Source organism: Neobacillus drentensis, from assembly GCF_036966985.1.
Lineage (GTDB): Bacteria > Bacillota > Bacilli > Bacillales > Cytobacillaceae > Neobacillus > Neobacillus drentensis_E.
In genome coordinates this window covers 17,468-35,924 of sequence record NZ_JBALSN010000039.1, presented here as the reverse complement: position 1 = coordinate 35,924, position 18,457 = coordinate 17,468, and the positions used below count along the sequence as shown (strand labels likewise).

Below are 18,457 nucleotides of genomic sequence, written 5' to 3'. Positions count from 1 at the left end.
CCTTCCGCTCCAATCAACTTGCTATAGAACACAGCCAATTTTTAAAAGAAAGAGGCAAAGGATTTCCTGCCTCTTTCATCATCTCTATTGATTTTTTAAACCTTATTTCCCTGGGTCTACAACTTGAGGAATGGTATCAATTACCTTATTCTCTGTTTTTCCATTAACAATTCCTGTTTCGACGATATAAAGATTTTGAATCACATTATGCGTTTCTTTATCAAACTTAATCGGTCCTCTAGGACTGTTAATTTCAATCGAAGAAATTGTTTCAACCAACTTATCTGGATCGGAAACATCGCCATCTAACTTTTTAATTGCTTCCGCAATAATCATGGCCGCATCATATCCCTCAGCTGATTCAATACTTGGACGTTTGTTGTATTTCTTTTCATAGGCCTGAACAAATGCCTTATTTTCTGGCGTATCTAGGCTGTAATCCCAGAAAATTGAGGCTTTAATAGTTTCCGCTGAAGTGCCTTGTTGTGGACGAGTATCTTCGGCAGTAAGCCAACCTGAACCAATTAGCGGTATTTTCCCTTTTAATCCATATTGGTCATATTGTTGGACGAACCTTACTGCATCACTACCCGCATAGAACGCATAAATACCATTAATACCTTCTTTATTCATTTTCCCGAGATAGGAGGAATAGTCATTGTTTCCTAGCGGAGGATATACCTCACCAGCAATTTGTCCACCTGCTTTTGTATACGCTTCTTTAAATGCTTCTGCTACTTCATGACCGAAGGCATAATCAGCAGCGGTAACATAGATTTTCTTTCCAACGTTTTTATATGCCCATTCACCCATCGAATGACCAATTTGCCATGAACTAAAGGAGGAGCGGTAAATGTAATTGCTTCGCTTGGCTCTAGTTAGATCATTCCCTCCAGCATGGGAATCGAGAAACGGAAGTTTTTTACTGTCTACTTCATCACGGATGGCATACGCAACCGCCGTACTAACAGGTCCTGTTAAGATATCGATTTGATCTTGATCCGTTAATTTTCTAAGCTTTCTTAACGCAACCTGCGGATCTGCCTCTGTATCTTCTTGGATTATCTCTATCTTTTTCCCAGCTATTTCAAAGTTTTGTTGTTCAAAGTAAAGGTTCATACCATTAAGTAAGTTTTCACCCAGTGATGCATATACACCTGTGGAAGGAAGCAATGCCCCGATTTTGATAGGAGAATTATCATTGGTTTTCCCTTTTGTTTTTTCTTTGGAAGTAGATGTGTTAATAGCACCAGAACTACATGCCGAAAGTAATAGAACTAATAGAATCAAAATAGATCCATTTCTTTTAAAATTTTTCATAATTACCCCCTGTTTTTTGTTAACGCTTCCAAAAATAAATATCTACCCTCCTTTTTTAAAATATTTTGAACATTTCTAATATTATTATATTGTTTACCTTGTTTATTTACAATATCTTTTTTTGACACTAATAAATATTTCATAATGAAATATTTACATATTTATCAGTTTTATTCATAATTCCCTTTGATAAATCATTTATGTTTTTACTACTAACGAAAAAAACTCACATTATATATCAGGCATTTATTACTACCACCTTCACATACCAAAAGACAAAAAATAGCCAGGAACTTTAACTGGCTATTTAGTGACAATATATAATTTTATGCTTGTTTTAACCTAAACCGTTGGACTTTACCCGTTGTTGTTTTAGGCAATTCTGAGATAAATTCGATTTCCCTAGGATATTTATAAGGTGCTAGGTTTTGTTTTACATAGAGTTTGAGATCTGTCTTTAGGTCATCGGACGGCTCGACCCCATCCCGTAAAATAATAAATGCCTTCGGGTAAACAAGGTTATTCTCATTTTTAGCACCGATGACTGCCACCTCAAGGACTTTCTCATGTTGGAATAATGTCTTTTCAATTTCAATCGGCGAAACCCAAATCCCCCCCACCTTCAACATGTCATCTGATCGGCCGCAATACCAAAAATAACCTTCTTCATCCTGATAATATTTATCCCCTGTATACATCCACTCACCGTGAAATTTACTTTGATTCTCAGCCAAATTACAAAAATAACCAATACTAACACTATCACCTTTAATAACAAGGTCGCCAATTTCATTTACAGCCGCTGGCAGCGAATCTTCATTGAGGATTTTCACCTTGTATCCGGGGACAACCATTCCCGTACTTCCTTCTTTAACTTGACCCATTTGATTGGATAGATAAATGTGCAAGGCTTCTGTTGAACCAATGCCATCTAAAATATCCAAATTAAACAACTGTTTCCACTTTCTAATAAAGGTTGCTGGCAGCGCTTCACCTGCGGATACGCAAATTCTAACAGATGAAAGGTCTGGAATGATTCCCGTTTTTTCAACATATTGAATCAACGCCCCAAACAATGTAGGTACGCCGAAAAAGATTGTTGGCTTTTGTTTTTCAATCGTTGCAAAAATGTTTTCTGGTGTTGGGCGATCCTTCAATAATACGGTTGAAGCACCTGCTCCCAATGGGAAATACATCCCGTTCCCCATTCCATAAGCAAAGAATAACTTGGAAGCAGAAAATGTTCGGTCATCCTCGTTGATTCCAAGGATATTTTTCGCATAATTATTATACGCTACCTCCATACTTCTTTGAATATGGACAACTCCTTTTGGATTCCCCGTACTTCCAGAGCTGTAAAGCCAAAAAGCAGGATCTTCAGAAGTGGTTCGTTCAACCGCTAATTCAGACGAAGCAGGAGCAATAAACTCGTAGTAATCAGTAGCATCGGGATTACTATAGCCTGTCTCTGAGATAACAATGATGTTTTTTAGAAAAATAAAGCGGTCTCGCTCGTCCTTGATTGAATTCCAGACTTCCTCTTGAATGAGTAACACTTTGGCACGACTATGATTTAGGAAGTACTCGTAATCTTGTGGTTTCATTGAAGTATTTACTGGTATTGGAATGGCACCTATTTTGACTGCACCAAAAAAGGAGTAAATAAACTCAGGTGAATCACTGACTACCTGCAAGATCCGATTTTCCCGTTCCACGCCTATCTCCTTGAGAGCGTTTCCAAATTTATTCGCTTTGTTAAGAATCTCACTATAGGTGACCTGCTCATCCTCACAATAAATTGCTACTTTATTTCCTAGACCTTTTTGGACATTTTCCTCTACAAAACGATACGCACTATTAAAATTATCTTTTATGCCCTTTAATTGTTGAACTGACTCTAGCATTCTATAACCCCCAAGGAAAAATTGGAACTCGATACTCCAGGTATTCCTTCTGCCGAATCTAGTAGGGAAACAACTTCTATTTATTTGCGTAACTGCAGGGCTAACCCATCGATTGAGTCAACCCCTGCGAGTTTTATTTTACTTACCAGCCCATGCAGCTGCACGTTTTTCAATGAAGGCTGATAGCCCTTCTTTTGCATCTTCCGAACGGAATAAAAGATTTTGTAATTCACCCTCATAGCGAATCGCAGCATTTAATGGCATTTCTTTGCCGTTCATGATTGAAAGCTTAATGTTGGAAGCAGCATATGTTGCACTAGAAGCAATCTTCCTAGCATATTCTAATGTTTTTGCGCGCGTTTCTTCTTGTGGATAAACACGGTCTACTAATTTGATTTTCAAGGCTTCCTGCGGTGTTAATGTTTCCCCAGTAAGGTTTAAATCAAGTGCTTTGGAATGGCCAACTTGGCGGGCTAAACGCTGTGTACCACCTGTCCCCGCTAGTACGCCAAGGGTAATTTCAGGCAGTCCAATTTTCCCTGCTTGATCGCCCATAAAACGCAGATCACATGCTAATGCCATTTCGAGTCCGCCGCCAACGGTGTGGCCTTCAAGACAAGCGATCCAAATTTGCGGAGAACGGGCGATTTTATCTAATGTTTCATTACAGAATAAGCAAAATTGCGTTTTAAACCGCGGCTCTGCTGCTTTAAGGAAATTAATATTCGCTCCAGCTGAGAAGAATTTTGGCATATCACTCATTAAAACAGCAACTTTAATATCACTATCAAAACGAATATCATCAATAGCAGCGTTTAGTTCTTTGTAATATTCAAGATCATAGGCATTGGTTTTATTGACGTGAATATGAACCTCAGCAATTCCATTTTCTTTTTTCACTGTTAACGTCTTAGTTTCTAATTGGACATTTGTCATTTTAATTCCTCCAATAAAATTTATTTAAATTTTTTTTAAATTCCGAAAATATTTAATGGTTTTGCTCCAATATAGGAAACAACACTTTTTGTTTCTGTATATAAATCTAGCGTTTCGATACACAATTCCCTGCCGAAGCCAGATTGTTTATAACCTCCAAACGGTGTTCCTGGGAAGGCAGAAATCGGACTGTTAATCATGACAATACCTGCACGGATTCCCGCAGCAATACGATGGGCTTTTCCATTGTCCTTTGTCCATACTGCAGAACCCAAGCCAAAGATGGAATCATTTGCTTGTTTTAAGACTTCAGATTCATCCTTAAACTTCATCACTACAACGACAGGACCAAATACTTCTTCTTGAGCAATTCTCATATCATTCGTGACGCCTGCGATAATAGTAGGTTGATACCAATAGCCCTTTTCAAACTCTGGTCCTTCGGGACGGCCGCCGCCAAACAGAATTTCCCCGCCTTCTTCGATCGCCAGTTTAACGTAGCCGTCGACTGTTTGTTCATGGCTTTTTGAAATCAATGCCCCCATGTGGGTTTCTTTGTTAAACGGATCTCCTACTTTTAATTTTCTTGCTTTTTCTATGAACCTTGTTAAAAACTCATCATAAACGTTTTCATGCACGAAAATCCGTGAACGTGCTTCACAGGATTGACCCGAGTTGTAGAATATTCCATAAATTGACCCCGCAACTGCCGCCTCTAAGTCACAATCATCAAAAACAATACTCGGTGACTTTCCGCCAAGCTCTAGGGTCACACGTTTAAGGGTTTGTGATGCACGTGCCATAATGTCTTTCCCCGTCTCGGTTTCGCCAGTAAAGGCTACTTTATCGACACCTTGATGTTCAGTTAAATATGGACCAATCTCTGAGCCGCTTCCTGTTAATACATTTACTACACCGGCTGGGACTCCTGCTTCATGGCAAATATCAGCAAGCATAAATGCCGTTATCGGTGTATAACTTGCCGGTTTTAAAATAATCGTACAGCCTGCAGCTAATGCTGGGGCTACCTTCCATGCAGCCATCATTAGTGGATAATTCCACGGAACAATCTGGGCACATACCCCAACTGGTTCCTTTACGGTATAGTTAAAGAATCCGTTTGGCACTGGGTTTGTACGTCCGCCATGAGTAGAAATCGCGGCAGCATAAAATTCAAAATCCTCAATTGCCTGGCTAATTTGCCCTTGGGCAGCAGCAACGGTTTTTCCAGTATTTAATACCTCAGCCTCCACTAGCTCATTGAAGCGCGCTCTCATGATATCAGCCACTTTATTGAGAACCCTTGCCCTTCTTGCCGGTGTCAGTTTTGGCCACTTACCAGTATCGAATGCCTTCCTTGCTGCATCAACGGCACGATCGACATCCTCTTTCGTGGCTTTTGCCACACGCGCTATCACTTCACCCGTAGCAGGATTATGTGTATCAAAAAATTGTTCATTGCTGCTGTTGCTGTATTCACCATTTATTAATAACTGGTATTCTTCCTTCAACGTCGTTGTTTTTAACATTTAGATTACCCCTTTAAATTTTTTCAATAATTGTGGCGATCCCTTGACCAACCCCGATGCACATCGTGGCTAGACCATAACGGCAATCACGCTTTTGCATTTCATGGACTAGTGTTGTTAATATTCTGGCACCACTGCAGCCAAGCGGGTGGCCAAGTGCAATTGCTCCGCCATTCACATTTACCTTACTCAAGTCAAAACCCAGCTCGTTAATGCATGCTACAGATTGAGCGGCGAAGGCTTCATTAATTTCTATTAAATCCAGATCATTAACCGATAATCCGGCTCTTTTGAGGGCTTTCCGAGTTGCAGGAACCGGCCCAATCCCCATGTAAGCCGGATCGACTCCAGCAACTGCTGAGGTAACAATCCTTGCTAATGGTTTTAAACCAAGCTTTTCTGCCAGTTCTTTTTCCATAATTAGCAGGGCGCTTGCCCCATCATTAATTCCAGATGAGTTTCCAGCAGTAACAGTTCCACCATCCTTAAATACAGGCTTAAGCTTTGCCAGCGCCTCCCATGTGGTGGCAGGACGAACATGTTCGTCTGTAGCAAAAACAAGCGTTTCTCCCTTTTTCTGCGGAATTTCGATTGGGATAATTTCATCACGGAAACGTCCAGATTTAATCGCTGCGGCTGCTTTTAATTGACTGTTAAGCGCCAGTTCATCCTGCTCTTCTCTGGAAATGTTATATCTTTCCGCCACATTTTCCGCGGTTTCTCCTAAACTAATTGGCGGATATTCCTTTGCCATGCTGGGATTCACAAGACGCCAGCCAATCGTTGTATCATACAGCGTTTGATTACTTCTTGGATTTGACAAGTGGGGTTTCATCATTACATATGGAGCCCTGGTCATGTTTTCTGTTCCACCAGCAATAAAGACATTTCCAACCCCAGCCTTGATGGCCGCTGATGCTTGATTGACTGCATCCAAACCCGACCCACATAATCGATTAATCGTCACTCCAGCCACAGACTCCGGAATTCCGGCTAATAATAATCCCATTCTTGCTACATTACGATTATCTTCCCCCGCTTGATTCGTACAACCGAAATAAACATCTTCTATTAAAGAACGATCCAAATTTACTCTTGCTAATAGGTGCTTCATAACATGCCCGGCTAAATCATCTGCTCGAACATTGGACAATGAGCCATTGACCTTTCCGATGGGTGTGCGGATGGCATCAACTATGACTGCTTCTCTCATATGGAGTACTCCTTAACGAGACGATTTTGATTGTAATAGAAACCTTTCCCGGTTTCTTTCCCGGTCCAGCCAGCATGGACCAATTTACGGATTAACGGTGCTGGCCGGTATCTTTCCTCTCCAAGGTTGTGATACAGCCCATTTAGAACCGCATAAATATCATCGATCCCGATCTTCTCTGCCCATTCCAAAGGTCCGCTTGGATAATTCGTTCCTTTTTTCATTGCCTCATCAATGTCTTCTGCCGAAGCTGTACCTTCGATGAGAGAAAAGGCCGCCTCATTAATAATCATGGCTAGAATCCGCGGAAAGACTAGACCGACTTCATCCTGCACCACTTCTGTTTCCTGCCCTATTCCTAAGAACAGTTCTTTGGCAATTTGAAAAAAATACGGATCAGATTGCAATGCTGGAGCTATCTCAATAAGTTTCCCTTCTTTGAAATTCGCAAAGGCGCCAAATCCCACTAGTCTTTCAGGATGTTCAAGCCACGATGCTGCTTCAGTTGCAGTTACTGCAAGCGTGGTAGATAAAACCAATGCCTTTGTCGGAACATGCGCTTCAATCGCTTTTAGATTCCGCTTTTTTTGTTCCAAATCAAGATTACTAGTTTCAATAACAGCATCAATGTCCTTAACTGCATTGTAATCATTGAGCACTGCATCTTTAAACCCATACTCCCGAAGTGAATGGACAAGCTCTTTTGCTAACAAATTTTCACCTATGACGACAATCCCTTTAGGTGTCATATGAAAAGAACCCCCCCTTCGTTTTTCTTCCTAAGCTGCCTGCTTGCACCATGCGCTCTTGAATGTAATGCGGGCGAAAACGGGTCTCACCGTGAAAACTGGCGTGTACGGATTTTGTTACCGCAAAATTTATATCTATTCCGATTAAATCTTGTAGTTCAAAGGGACCCATTTTAAAATTCCCGACTTTTTTCATTATCCGGTCAATTTGATCAACCGTGGCTACTTGTTCATTCATGATTTTTAATGCTTCACCATAAAATGGGCGGGCCACGCGATTGACTATAAATCCAGGAGTATCCTTGCATACCACTGGACTCTTATGAATCCTTTTAGCAAAATCCACCAGGGATTTTACTGTATCAGGAGCCGTTTTTAAGCCGTGGATAACTTCTACTAATGGCATGACTGGTGCTGGGTTAAAAAAATGAAAACCCGCCACACGCTTTGGCGTCTGAATCTGTCCCGAAATTTCCGTAATCGACAGCGAAGAGGTGTTAGTAGCCAATATAGCCTCATTAGAACAAACCTCTTCTAATCTACGAAAAATAGATCGCTTTATTTCCATGTTCTCTGGGGTGGCCTCGATTACAAGCTGACAATCAGAAAGCTCGGATAAATCGGACGATGTAAGCAGATGATTTTTAAACTGGTTAACTTCATTGGCGCTCGCTCTCTTTTTCTCAACTAAGCGATCTAATCTTGACTCAATCGCTGAGCGTGCCCGGTCCACTGTTTCCTGGTCAATATCATAAATAATCGCGGTCAATCCGTTCTGGATAATAAGCTGAGCTATTCCAGCCCCCATCGTTCCTGAACCGACGATCCCGACTTTTTCAATTTCCTTCATTAGATGCTAGACACCTCTCATTATTTGACTGTGAAGCTTGCCAGCGAACATATTCAAAGACGGTCCGGCAGCTGTTGCAATAGTACTGTCTTACTAATTGAGCGGTCCCAAAGGAAGAGATTTTTTCTACATTTTCAGAAGAGCAGAAGGAGCATTGAATTGCTTTCGTCTGATCAGACATGCTGCACATCCCCAAGAGTTATCAGCTTTTTGATCGTTTCCTCGTATGCGTTTACAAGATTACTATTTTCTAAGATTATCTTTTCAGAGATTAATTGCTTGTCATTTTCCACATTATTTAACCACTTCGATGCTTCTACTGATACTTTTTCAAGCTCCTCTGTCAGTGTTTTGGGAACGGCTCCTTTATCATTAAGTAATTGTTTACACCAGCTTCTTGAGTAAAGAAGATGTTCTTCTTGTTCTTTCAACATTTTACTAAATGGGGCACTTAAATCAGGATGCTTTGCACTAAGGATTGCTTGCATAACGAGTTCAACTGCAACATTGACCGCATAGACACCAGCAATTAAAGCCACCCAATGGGATGTATTGACAACAGAAGGGAAGGCCTTCCCTGTTTGGTTTTTAATTTCAACTTTACTGCCATTTAAACCCTGTAATTCATTTGCCCATTTATACATGAGTCTTGCATGACCAAGTTCAGCTTGGGCCATCGCAATCGATGATAGAGTCGCTTCTAAATTTGGTCCGCTAATACCAATTTCCACAAGACGGTCACCTAAAATAAATTTGTTATCCGCAATCGTTTCGGCTAGTTCGATAAGAGATAAATTGTTTACTATTCTCATATTAATTTACACCCTCTTTTTCAAATAATGGTTCTGGAAGGCGTACAGTTATGAATGCATCTTTTCGGACAACTTGCATTTCTACCCAGTCTTCCTCATCATAAATATACTGGGAATATATTTTTGCAAGTTCGTCACTCTCCGCTTGAAATGAACCCACTTGAATCAAATCATCGCCCCGATTGATACGGGTAAAAAGAAGATATTCTGGTTTCTGTTTCTTTTCAATCATGAGCTAACACCCCAGGTTCTGAGTTTTTCTTTCCCTTTTTCACTCATATTTTTTATAGTCCATGGCGGACTCCAAACTACTTCAATATTTACTTCTTGAATATCTTCTTCTTTAAGTAGCCGTTCCCTGATATCGCTTTCAATCCATTGCATACAGCCGCACCCTGTTGAAGTATAAGTCATCTTAACGGCTACTTTTCCTTCATCCTCTTTGGCAATTTCATAGATTAATCCCATATCAACTACACTGATTGGAAATTCAGGATCCATGACCTCTGTTAAAGCATGCCAATACTTATCAGTTTCTACTGTTGTCTGCATCTAAACAACCTCCTCTGTTCGCAGTGCTTCTAATTCGAAGAATCCCTTTTGAATTCTTCTAACAAACTCTTGATTTTGCGGTCCGCGTTTCTTAAATCGTTCAATAACTCCCTGCCAAGTATCAGGTTGATCGAGCAGCCATTTTTTATTTTCTACATCAAATTTACACGGAAAAGGAACATCAATTACAAATTTACCTTGTGCCTCATCATAGTGAGACGGCACTTTTACACCAATTGATTCACAAAACGGAACTGCCGTGGATAACCATTTTTGTCTAAGCTCATCATTGGTCTTGCCTTTTAACTTGTAGTCGAGTTGGGCGGAACGGCTCTTAAGACTGTCGGCAACTCCGAAAAACTCCAATGCCATTAAGAACATCCAATCAACCGCTTCTTGAACTTGTTTAGCTGTTTCTGGATTTTTCATGCCTGCTTTCATGATGATTTCACCATTTCGCAAGTGAAATAGTTCTTCTTTGTCTACCTTTACTAATGCGCGTTTCCATGGACCATAGGATGTGTGTTGATAGGCATCACCCAGCAGTGTGTAACCAGAACGGTCAAACAGTCCATTAAATACGCCAAGTTCAATCCAATTGTCTAATTTAAAATCAAAAGCATACGGATTTTTCCATCGATTAGCCGGTCGGTTATAAAGGAGCTCCTCGACATCTTCCCCTAAATCCTCCAGTAAACGATAGGCAATATGTGCGTGGCCAATTTCATCCTGAATAACAGCTAGTGCTGTAATTTTATAGTTAAGATTTGGGGCTTCATTATACACGGTTAAAAGTGGGGGAACACTTAGAAGTTCTGTGTCACCAACAATCATTAACGTTTGTTTTAAGGCACGAAGATACTCATCATTCATATCCTCTTTACATTCAAGCATAAATCCTTTTTGAATCTTCTCGATTAAAACCTCTGCCTGACCCATATTCATCGCCTCACCTTATTACGTTTTTTATATTATCGTCTATATTAGATAATATAGATTATTTTAAATTGTCTGTCAATACTTTTATTACGTTTTTATGTTGTTAATATAAAAAACATAATTCGACTTAATCTAGACAAAAAAAGAGACGCCTATTCAGGCGCCGTTCTTAGTTCAGTTGATTATATTTAATTGGATTCCCTATTACTTTATTAATACGGTTTTCGAAAGATAAATAGTCTAAGTGGGCAATCGTTTCGGCAATTGCAAATCGCCACTGGTGTGGTGTTAACTCTTTATGGGCAAAGCTAGCCTCAGCAACCTCGAATGCTGAACGCCCAAGTGCCATTCCTTCCATTGCTGCCAGACGCTCTTCATGATGAACAAGTAGTTGATCAATCCGCTTATTTACGTGATCGATGGGGTTGCCATGACCCGAAAACGCCTTCTTCACATGCAAATCTCTTACTTTATACAAAGACCTAATATAGTCATGTAAGGGGGTTTGACTCGAACCAGGCCAAACACTAATATTCGGGGTAATTTTATCAAGAATATGGTCACCAGAAATTAACACTTTTTCCTCTTCCTGAAAAAAACAAATATGACCGGTACTATGACCTGGCGTATGAATGACCTTCCAGTGCTTTTCAGCAAATTCTACTTGTTCGGCGATAACAGAAATAGCCGGCAGCGGTCGAATATGGTCAATCATTAACACCATTTGCCGCTCAATCTCATCAGCTAATACGAGCGGTGTCCCATGCCGGGCAACCATTTCTTTGATATTTTCCGCCTGTCTGCTTTCATCTCCCCATACGTGCTGCATCATTTGGGCATCAATTTCGTGCATATAGATCTGCGCACCTGTTAATTGTTGCATCCAGCCCGCAAGACCAGCATGATCCGGATGAAAATGAGTCAAATAAATCGTCTTAATCTGATTAGGGTGGATGTTTAGCTCTTGGAAGGCTTCTTCCCAAGCAGCTCTTCCTCGCTTATTGTTATAGCCAACATCGATTAATACGTAATGACTATCTTGTTTAAAAAGATAACAATAGACATATTTCATTGGAAAAGGTATAGGGATTCCGATTCGATACCCATTAAAATCTATCGGCTCAATTGTCACACTTTCACCCTTTTTATGAATATTACTCATCCTTTGTCTCCTATTCCCCTTTAAATTTCGGCGGGCGTTTTTCCTTAAAAGCCTCCAATGCTTCGATTCGATCTTTTGTTGGAATAATGACCTCATACGCCTTGGATTCAATCGCTAATCCAGTTTTCACATCGACATTGCTACCATAATTGATCGCATACTTTGCTTGTGTAACAGCTAGAGGTGCATTTTTCATGATTTCTGCTGCCAATTTAATCGAGGAATCTAGTAAATCACTACCTTCAACCACTTGATTAACTATTCCTAAATCATATGCCTGAAAAGCATCTATTTTTCTAGCAGTTAAGATCAATTCCTTTGCTTTTGATGTTCCAATTAATCTGCTTAAGCGCTGTGTGCCGCCTGCTCCAGGGATAATCCCCCAACTTACTTCTGTTAACCCCATTGTTGCTTCTTTGACAGCAATCCGGAAATCACAGACTAAGGCAAGCTCAAGCCCGCCGCCCAGTGCGTAGCCATTAACAGCGGCAATCGTCGGCTGCGGCAGTTCTTCAATTTTTGTAAAAACATCACGGATCATAGCTACGTTCCTGCGGACTTCTTTTTCACTCAGCGTCCGTCTTTCCCGTAAATCGGCACCAGCACTAAATGCTTTCTCTCCCGCACCAGTGATAATTACGACACGTATATCCTTATCTAATTTAAGTCCTTCTACAATTTCATCTAACTGAGCGAGCGTTTCATAATCAAAGCAATTTAATTGTTCAGGGCGATTAATGGTAACAACCGCTAAATGATTGTCTACCTTTAAGATAACCTTTTCCAAATTGATCCCTTCCTTGTTAGAGATTTTTAATCTTTTCCATGAAAAGCGTTATACATAAATTTCCTTAAAAGGATTGATTGCTTTGTCTCGTACCGGCTTTATATCTTGGTCTGGAGCAGATTCATAGATAGATTCAAAATAGCGAATAGACGGGATAGATATTAATTGATGAATATTCCAAAATAATTCTCTCGCTTTTGTTCCAATCCAATCCGCTGGCAGTAAATCACGTGGAAAGCCAGGGTCTTGAAATAAGAACTTACGATATTCATGGACGATGGACGTTCGTTTAATAAAGCACTCTTCGTCCGTTAATGTGTTAGTTAACGCCTTTTCTCGTAATTCTTCAAATTCAGTTGAATACTTTTCAATAAATTGATTGTAATTATCAGAAACCTGCCCCAGATCCCATCCTTTTTCAATAATCCCTTCACTCGTATGTGAAATGACATCAGAGGAACTGAATAACATGGTATTTTCTTCAATTTGATAATTCTTAATCATTTCCATTACTTGATCTTCTAGAGGATTGGGGCTGATCCATGTACTATTTGAAAGCATTCCAAAACCAGTCCAGGTCAGCTCTTTTCTAATTTCATTCCTTAGTTCTCGTTTTTCTTCAGGGAAGGAATAGCTTAAAATTCTCCATTTGCCATCCCATGCTGAAAGAGGAGCAGCATAGACCCTTTTTACTCCATCTTCGACTCTTCTTCTTCCCTGTTCAGTAATAGAGTAGTAGCTTTTATTCCCCTTTTTTCTAACTTGCAATAGATTCTTTTGAACCATCCTTAATATGGCCCCGCGCACGGAGGATTCTGATATCCCAAAGGCATTCATTAACTGAATTAAACTCCCAACCCAGATTTCTCCCCCATAATATTGAATGTACTCTCCATATAGAGTAAACATTAGTGATCTCGGCTTCATCATTGCCACCATCCATTAATTATTGGTAAATATTTTAAATGTCTTTTCTACAGAGACATTTATATTATAGAGGAACGTCGGGATTTATGCATTAAACCTTGGCCTGTTCTTATCTGTTTTCGTATGAATATTTTCACTTAGAATTGATTTAACGTCTTCCGGAATGATGACTGCTTTGATTTGATCGGATGATTGTTGGACCCAGCCGCGAACTTCATAGCCGTGTGCGACACGTTCTCCGTCCCGATACACTTTATGTTTCAATTTAATTGTTTTTCGGTTGATTTCCTCCACATTTGTATGAATGGAAATAAGATCATCATAAAGCAAAGCCTTTTCAAAGGTACATTGGACATCTAGGAGCGGGATAATGATTCCTCGCTGCTCTTCCAATTTGGCAGGAGCTAAATCACAGCTTCTAAAAAATTGGTGTCCTGCTATATCAAACCATTTAAAAAAGTTTGGATAATAGACAATACCCGCTTTATCGGTATCACCCCAATTGACTAACACTTCAAGTTCATTTGACCGCATATTTAAGGGCCCCTCCCTTTCTACTTCGTGATTAAAATGGCGATATCGATAATCGATATCGCCATTGTTTATATTATTGACCTGACCAATCAGCACTGCGTTTTTCAATAAATGCACTTAGTCCTTCTTTCGCATCTTGAGAACGGAATAATAGGTTTTGAAGTTCTCCCTCATAACGAATCGCTGCATTTAATGGCATTTCTTTCCCATTCATAATTGATAGTTTAATATTCGAAGCCGCATACGTAGCGCTACTAGCAATTTTCTGAGCGTATTCTAAAGTTTTTGCTCTTGTTTCCTCTTGTGGGAAGACCCGATCCACTAATTTAATTTCCAAAGCTTCTTGTGGTGTTAATGTTTCACCTGTGAGATTCAGATCAAGTGCCTTAGAGTGCCCTACTTGACGTGCTAAACGTTGTGTACCACCAGTTCCTGCAAGAACACCTAGAGTAATTTCAGGTAGACCGATTTTTCCAGCATTATCACCCATAAATCGTAAGTCGCATGCAAGCGCCATTTCTAATCCGCCGCCAACTGTATGACCTTCTAAACATGCAATCCAGATTTGCGGTGAGCGCGCAATTTTATCTAATGTCTCATTACAGAATAAGCAAAATTGTGTTTTAAAGCGTGGCTCCGCCGCTTTTAGAAAATTAATATTTGCTCCAGCTGAGAAGAATTTAGGCATATCACTCATTAATACCGCTACTTTAATTTCACTATCAAAACGAATATCATCAATAGCTGCATTTAATTCCTTGTAGTATTCCAAGTCATAGGCGTTGGTTTTATTGACATGAATATGTACCTCTGCCACACCATTTAATTTTTTTACGGTAAGTGTTTTTGCCTCTGTTACTGTTGTTGTCATTTTAAATCCTCCTCAATGTTTTTATTACGATTTAATTTCTTTCGTTGTTAATACATAATATATACAGTTTTCTAATTATTTGCAATACTTGAAATTTAACTATTTTCACCATTTTCCTTGTCCTTTTCTTTGATTATCTTAGTCATTCTCCCTTTTTCTCTCATTTAATATTTTTCACACCACCATAGTAAAAAATATTAAAATGTTTCGCTCGTATTATTCTTTTTTGACAACCGTAATAAATTCGATTAGTGAAATAATTGCTTGGACCACAATCGGTTGATATAATAAAAACTAAATTCGAAATCTTTCGAAGAATAAAACAGAAAAATCCTTTTGTGGGGTGTAAGCTTTGAATGATTTGAAAAAAGCAGGCTGTGAGGTATTCCCGATCATTATTCCAGATCGTTCTTCATTAAAGAGTGTTAACTTCTTTCTAGTAAAGCAGGAACATTCCCTTTCAATGATAGATGCAGGTTGGAATAACGAGGAATGCTGGGATGGATTAATCGATACGTTACAAAAGAATGGATTCACAATTAATGACATAACGGAAATTATCCTGACTCATCATCATATTGACCATATTGGATTAGTCAATCGAATAACCGCTGAAAATCGCATTCCAGTCTTTTCCCATTCCGAGTCCATTCCCCGTTTAAAAAGGGACGCCGCCTTTCTTGAGATGAGAATAGAGTTTTATTCACAGCTTTATCGAGAAATGGGCTGCGGTGAGAACGGGGAGAAGCATGTGGTTTATTTAAAAAATGCTGTCAAGCGGAATAAACAAAACGCTATTCAAGCAGATGTCATGGAAATTACCACCAACCAGCTCCTCAATTTTACTATTATCGAGGTTCCTGGGCATTCACCCGACCAGCTTTCCTTTCATGATAAAAAGAATAACTGGTTATTCGCCGGTGATTTATTGATTGAGCATATTTCTAGCAACGCTCTAGTTGAACCCAATTTATTTGGAAACAGAATTCCCACACTCCTGCAGCATATAGATTCCCTAAAGAAATGCTTAGCGTTAAACGTGGATTTCGTTTTCCCTGGACACGGAACAATCATTGAACAGCCAAACGCGTTAATTAGTAAACGGCTGAATCGAATTGATGCAAAAGCCGAACGTCTCCTTCAGTTAATTCAATCTGGATGTTCAACGGGGAGTGATATTGCTAAGTCCTATTACAAAAATACCTATTACGAGCAATTTTCTCTTGTCATGTCTGAAATTATCGGTCATTTAGATTTCTTAGAAGATAAAGGGAGAATCGGTAAGGAACTTATTCAAGGCATTTGGTATTATTCAGTGCTGGAAAAGTAGAAAAGAGGATCATGCTGTCAAAGGCATGATCCTCTATAGATTTCCCGTAATTTGTTAATTTTTAATCTGATAGCTCATGGTGTCCAATGGGGAAGCATGTAACAAAATATCATCCGTCTTTACCTCGTACAAACCAAAAGGGACCAGTCGAAGTCCTGGGAGAAAGTCACATGTTAAAAATAATAAAGTGTAAAGAATATCATGGAATGGAAACCCACGTTCCTGTAAGGCAGATAACAGTTGATCATGATACTCTACGGCAGCATTAAATCCTGTATTTGTTGTCATCATTCCAGTAAACGGCAGAGGGATTTCTACGACAATTTCATCTCCATCTACAATTGCAATTCCTCCCCCCATCTCATGAACCCTACGAGCCGCTTTGGCCATTGCTTCAGGATCCCGCCCCACTACTAACAGTTCTGTGGTAGTATTATACGTAGAAGCCATCCCATCTAAATTTACTGCAAATCGCTCCAAAATTCCCTTGCTCACCCATTCTCCATTACGGTCAATTAATGCTGCCTGTACCAGTCCTTCATGACCAGAAAGGTCCGCATAACCATTAACGGATGGAAGCTCCGTATCTTTTCTTTGTGTAATGACGTTACTTTTAAAATAAACAACAGGAACTGGATCATGTTCGGATGGATGTGGATAGCGATAAAGATTGATATTTTCTAAGAGTGATTTAGAAAAGGCAAAAGGCTGACGAACAATATATTGGTGCCAATCTATTTCAGGCAATGAAACAGTTAGCCTTCCCTTCTCCGCTGCGATTTCTCCAGATGCAATCACGAGTTCGGGACGGAAATCCTCTAGATTAGGTAATAGTAGAATGTCTGCCTTTCTCCCCGGTGCAAGGCCGCCAATATAATCATCCAATCGCAGGTAGGTGGCAGCATTGATGGTGACCATCTGAATTGCAGTCATCACAGGGACTCCTAGTTCCACAGCCTGCCTTACTAGACCATCAACAAATCCCTCTTTTTCAATAAATGAAGGATGCGGGCCATCTGTCGTCATAAGAATTCTGCTTGTATTTACATTTTCCTCGGTAATCAGTTTAATAATTTCTTGCAAATCCGGACGAAGTGAACTGTTTCGAAGTGTTGTCCACATTCCTAATCGAAGCCGGTCAAAGGCTTCACTTGCTGTAATCGCTTCATGACAAGCTGTTACACCTGATGCAACAACAGCATTCAATTTTTCATAAGAACAGCCTGCTGTATGCCCATCGGAGACCTTGCCGAGCTCCTTAATAAAATTCATCGTATCAAGTAAAAATGGATCCCCGTTATATAATAACGGCCACCTAGTAACTTCCGCTGATCCTAGCACTTCATCAAGTTCCAGCAGCTCTCTGATATCCTTATGGTTGTACCACTCCCGTTCCCCCGGATAATCCGCTTGTGTTACAAGCCGGGCAAGCCAAAAAAAGTTGCCGGGTAATGGTTTTAAATCCTTAACCATTTCTTTAAACCCTTTTGCTCCCATATGTAAATAAAAAAATAAATTATCATTCACGGTGGTAGTGGTTCCTAATGGCAATACTTTTTCTGTCATACTTACGGGATTATAAAATACCCAAGGATGGGCATGTGCTTCGATAAATCCTGGTGATACATACTTTCCTTCTGCATCAATTACTTTTGTATGTTCACCGATTGAGGCTTCACTTGTACCAATATAAGCAATGCAATCCTTATAAACAGCAATATTCTGTTTTAAAAATTCACCAGAATAAACATTGATCACCGTTCCGCCTTTAATATATAAATCGGCAGGGCGGATTCCCTTAGCCACTTCGATTAATTCACTTCTTTGTGCTATAAGTTCCATACTTCCTCTCCTATCAATAGTATTGTTTTATAACCGAAAAACAACATTATGTTTTATTGTTTACCGTGTATATTACATAATATTAATTGGAAGGGATTTACCTGTCAATAAATTGCATGAATAATCCGAATTATTTGTGGGGATTGGAATTTCTAAAATAGCTGTGTTAAAGGTTAATGTTGATTTTGGCACTCTGTTGA

At 39.7% G+C, this 18,457-nt stretch carries 19 protein-coding genes; 1 reads left to right on the top strand and 18 read right to left on the bottom strand.

The genetic code is table 11. The annotated features are described in order from the left end of the window. Positions 1-102: 102 nt before the first annotated feature. The 17 genes from V7659_RS02910 to V7659_RS02830 all read right to left on the bottom strand — a co-directional run bounded on the left by V7659_RS02910 (position 103) and on the right by V7659_RS02830 (position 15,085). Positions 103-1,320 carry an ABC transporter substrate-binding protein gene (locus V7659_RS02910; RefSeq protein ID WP_335453477.1) on the bottom strand — a complete coding sequence of 406 codons (1,218 nt, stop codon included), beginning with the start codon at positions 1,318-1,320 and terminating at the stop codon, positions 103-105. Positions 1,321-1,646: 326 nt separating this feature from the next. Next, complete coding sequence (locus tag V7659_RS02905) at positions 1,647-3,224, bottom strand: benzoate-CoA ligase family protein (protein ID WP_335453475.1); 1,578 nt, start codon at positions 3,222-3,224, stop codon at positions 1,647-1,649. A 138-nt stretch (positions 3,225-3,362) separates the two neighbouring features. Beyond that, the gene (locus V7659_RS02900) at positions 3,363-4,160 is read right to left on the bottom strand and encodes an enoyl-CoA hydratase/isomerase family protein (protein WP_335453473.1); all 798 of its coding nucleotides are present in this window, start codon (positions 4,158-4,160) and stop codon (positions 3,363-3,365) included. A 35-nt stretch (positions 4,161-4,195) separates the two neighbouring features. Next, positions 4,196-5,689, bottom strand: a complete 1,494-nt coding sequence (locus V7659_RS02895; RefSeq protein ID WP_335453471.1) for an aldehyde dehydrogenase family protein — start codon at positions 5,687-5,689, stop codon at positions 4,196-4,198. A gap of 13 nt (positions 5,690-5,702) precedes the next feature. Next, the gene (locus V7659_RS02890) at positions 5,703-6,902 is read right to left on the bottom strand and encodes a thiolase family protein (RefSeq protein ID WP_335453469.1); all 1,200 of its coding nucleotides are present in this window, start codon (positions 6,900-6,902) and stop codon (positions 5,703-5,705) included. Further along, the gene (locus V7659_RS02885; RefSeq protein ID WP_335453467.1) at positions 6,899-7,651 is read right to left on the bottom strand and encodes a 3-hydroxyacyl-CoA dehydrogenase family protein; all 753 of its coding nucleotides are present in this window, start codon (positions 7,649-7,651) and stop codon (positions 6,899-6,901) included. Before V7659_RS02885 ends, V7659_RS02890 begins: the two co-directional genes overlap by 4 nt. Next, the gene (locus V7659_RS02880) at positions 7,641-8,501 is read right to left on the bottom strand and encodes a 3-hydroxyacyl-CoA dehydrogenase NAD-binding domain-containing protein (RefSeq protein ID WP_335453465.1); all 861 of its coding nucleotides are present in this window, start codon (positions 8,499-8,501) and stop codon (positions 7,641-7,643) included. The genes V7659_RS02885 and V7659_RS02880 overlap by 11 nt, the downstream gene beginning before the upstream one ends. Then, the gene (locus V7659_RS02875; protein WP_335453463.1) at positions 8,488-8,682 is read right to left on the bottom strand and encodes a PaaD-like zinc ribbon domain-containing protein; all 195 of its coding nucleotides are present in this window, start codon (positions 8,680-8,682) and stop codon (positions 8,488-8,490) included. Before V7659_RS02875 ends, V7659_RS02880 begins: the two co-directional genes overlap by 14 nt. Continuing rightward, positions 8,675-9,313: a Phenylacetic acid catabolic protein gene (locus V7659_RS02870; protein WP_335453461.1), complete on the bottom strand. Its 639-nt coding sequence runs from the start codon at positions 9,311-9,313 to the stop codon at positions 8,675-8,677. The genes V7659_RS02875 and V7659_RS02870 overlap by 8 nt, the downstream gene beginning before the upstream one ends. Position 9,314: 1 nt before the next feature. Beyond that, complete coding sequence (locus V7659_RS02865) at positions 9,315-9,545, bottom strand: hypothetical protein (protein ID WP_335453459.1); 231 nt, start codon at positions 9,543-9,545, stop codon at positions 9,315-9,317. Further along, positions 9,542-9,865, bottom strand: coding sequence for a metal-sulfur cluster assembly factor (locus tag V7659_RS02860; RefSeq protein WP_335453457.1), 324 nt, complete (start codon positions 9,863-9,865; stop codon positions 9,542-9,544). The genes V7659_RS02865 and V7659_RS02860 overlap by 4 nt, the downstream gene beginning before the upstream one ends. Continuing rightward, the gene (locus V7659_RS02855; RefSeq protein ID WP_335537983.1) at positions 9,866-10,804 is read right to left on the bottom strand and encodes a Phenylacetic acid catabolic protein; all 939 of its coding nucleotides are present in this window, start codon (positions 10,802-10,804) and stop codon (positions 9,866-9,868) included. A 169-nt stretch (positions 10,805-10,973) separates the two neighbouring features. After that, the gene (locus V7659_RS02850) at positions 10,974-11,966 is read right to left on the bottom strand and encodes an MBL fold metallo-hydrolase (protein WP_335453455.1); all 993 of its coding nucleotides are present in this window, start codon (positions 11,964-11,966) and stop codon (positions 10,974-10,976) included. 10 nt (positions 11,967-11,976) lie between these two features. Next, positions 11,977-12,753: an enoyl-CoA hydratase-related protein gene (locus V7659_RS02845; RefSeq protein ID WP_335537977.1), complete on the bottom strand. Its 777-nt coding sequence runs from the start codon at positions 12,751-12,753 to the stop codon at positions 11,977-11,979. Positions 12,754-12,801: 48 nt separating this feature from the next. Next, positions 12,802-13,680, bottom strand: coding sequence for a phenylacetic acid degradation operon negative regulatory protein PaaX (gene paaX / locus V7659_RS02840; protein ID WP_335537981.1), 879 nt, complete (start codon positions 13,678-13,680; stop codon positions 12,802-12,804). Between the two features lie 84 nt (positions 13,681-13,764). Then, complete coding sequence (locus tag V7659_RS02835) at positions 13,765-14,214, bottom strand: acyl-CoA thioesterase (protein WP_335453453.1); 450 nt, start codon at positions 14,212-14,214, stop codon at positions 13,765-13,767. Positions 14,215-14,287: 73 nt separating this feature from the next. Continuing rightward, complete coding sequence (locus V7659_RS02830; RefSeq protein WP_335537976.1) at positions 14,288-15,085, bottom strand: enoyl-CoA hydratase/isomerase family protein; 798 nt, start codon at positions 15,083-15,085, stop codon at positions 14,288-14,290. A 352-nt stretch (positions 15,086-15,437) separates the two neighbouring features. Between V7659_RS02830 and V7659_RS02825 the strand changes: the two genes are divergently transcribed. Then, positions 15,438-16,415 carry an MBL fold metallo-hydrolase gene (locus tag V7659_RS02825; protein ID WP_335537975.1) on the top strand — a complete coding sequence of 326 codons (978 nt, stop codon included), beginning with the start codon at positions 15,438-15,440 and terminating at the stop codon, positions 16,413-16,415. 54 nt (positions 16,416-16,469) lie between these two features. Here the strand turns inward: V7659_RS02825 and V7659_RS02820 are convergent, their stop codons facing one another. Then, complete coding sequence (locus tag V7659_RS02820; protein ID WP_335537974.1) at positions 16,470-18,257, bottom strand: adenine deaminase C-terminal domain-containing protein; 1,788 nt, start codon at positions 18,255-18,257, stop codon at positions 16,470-16,472. Between the last annotated feature and the right edge of the window lie 200 nt (positions 18,258-18,457).

What these genes read in the sequence shown, in the direction of transcription:
- V7659_RS02910 (WP_335453477.1), bottom strand. Translation starts at nt 1,320, where the DNA reads ATGAAAAATTTTAAAAGAAATGGATCTATTTTGATTCTATTAGTTCTA.
- V7659_RS02905 (WP_335453475.1), bottom strand. Translation starts at nt 3,224, where the DNA reads ATGCTAGAGTCAGTTCAACAATTAAAGGGCATAAAAGATAATTTTAAT.
- V7659_RS02900 (WP_335453473.1), bottom strand. Translation starts at nt 4,160, where the DNA reads ATGACAAATGTCCAATTAGAAACTAAGACGTTAACAGTGAAAAAAGAA.
- V7659_RS02895 (WP_335453471.1), bottom strand. Translation starts at nt 5,689, where the DNA reads ATGTTAAAAACAACGACGTTGAAGGAAGAATACCAGTTATTAATAAAT.
- V7659_RS02890 (WP_335453469.1), bottom strand. Translation starts at nt 6,902, where the DNA reads ATGAGAGAAGCAGTCATAGTTGATGCCATCCGCACACCCATCGGAAAG.
- V7659_RS02885 (WP_335453467.1), bottom strand. Translation starts at nt 7,651, where the DNA reads ATGACACCTAAAGGGATTGTCGTCATAGGTGAAAATTTGTTAGCAAAA.
- V7659_RS02880 (WP_335453465.1), bottom strand. Translation starts at nt 8,501, where the DNA reads ATGAAGGAAATTGAAAAAGTCGGGATCGTCGGTTCAGGAACGATGGGG.
- V7659_RS02875 (WP_335453463.1), bottom strand. Translation starts at nt 8,682, where the DNA reads ATGTCTGATCAGACGAAAGCAATTCAATGCTCCTTCTGCTCTTCTGAA.
- V7659_RS02870 (WP_335453461.1), bottom strand. Translation starts at nt 9,313, where the DNA reads ATGAGAATAGTAAACAATTTATCTCTTATCGAACTAGCCGAAACGATT.
- V7659_RS02865 (WP_335453459.1), bottom strand. Translation starts at nt 9,545, where the DNA reads ATGATTGAAAAGAAACAGAAACCAGAATATCTTCTTTTTACCCGTATC.
- V7659_RS02860 (WP_335453457.1), bottom strand. Translation starts at nt 9,865, where the DNA reads ATGCAGACAACAGTAGAAACTGATAAGTATTGGCATGCTTTAACAGAG.
- V7659_RS02855 (WP_335537983.1), bottom strand. Translation starts at nt 10,804, where the DNA reads ATGGGTCAGGCAGAGGTTTTAATCGAGAAGATTCAAAAAGGATTTATG.
- V7659_RS02850 (WP_335453455.1), bottom strand. Translation starts at nt 11,966, where the DNA reads ATGAGTAATATTCATAAAAAGGGTGAAAGTGTGACAATTGAGCCGATA.
- paaX (WP_335537981.1), bottom strand. Translation starts at nt 13,680, where the DNA reads ATGAAGCCGAGATCACTAATGTTTACTCTATATGGAGAGTACATTCAA.
- V7659_RS02835 (WP_335453453.1), bottom strand. Translation starts at nt 14,214, where the DNA reads ATGCGGTCAAATGAACTTGAAGTGTTAGTCAATTGGGGTGATACCGAT.
- V7659_RS02830 (WP_335537976.1), bottom strand. Translation starts at nt 15,085, where the DNA reads ATGACAACAACAGTAACAGAGGCAAAAACACTTACCGTAAAAAAATTA.
- V7659_RS02820 (WP_335537974.1), bottom strand. Translation starts at nt 18,257, where the DNA reads ATGGAACTTATAGCACAAAGAAGTGAATTAATCGAAGTGGCTAAGGGA.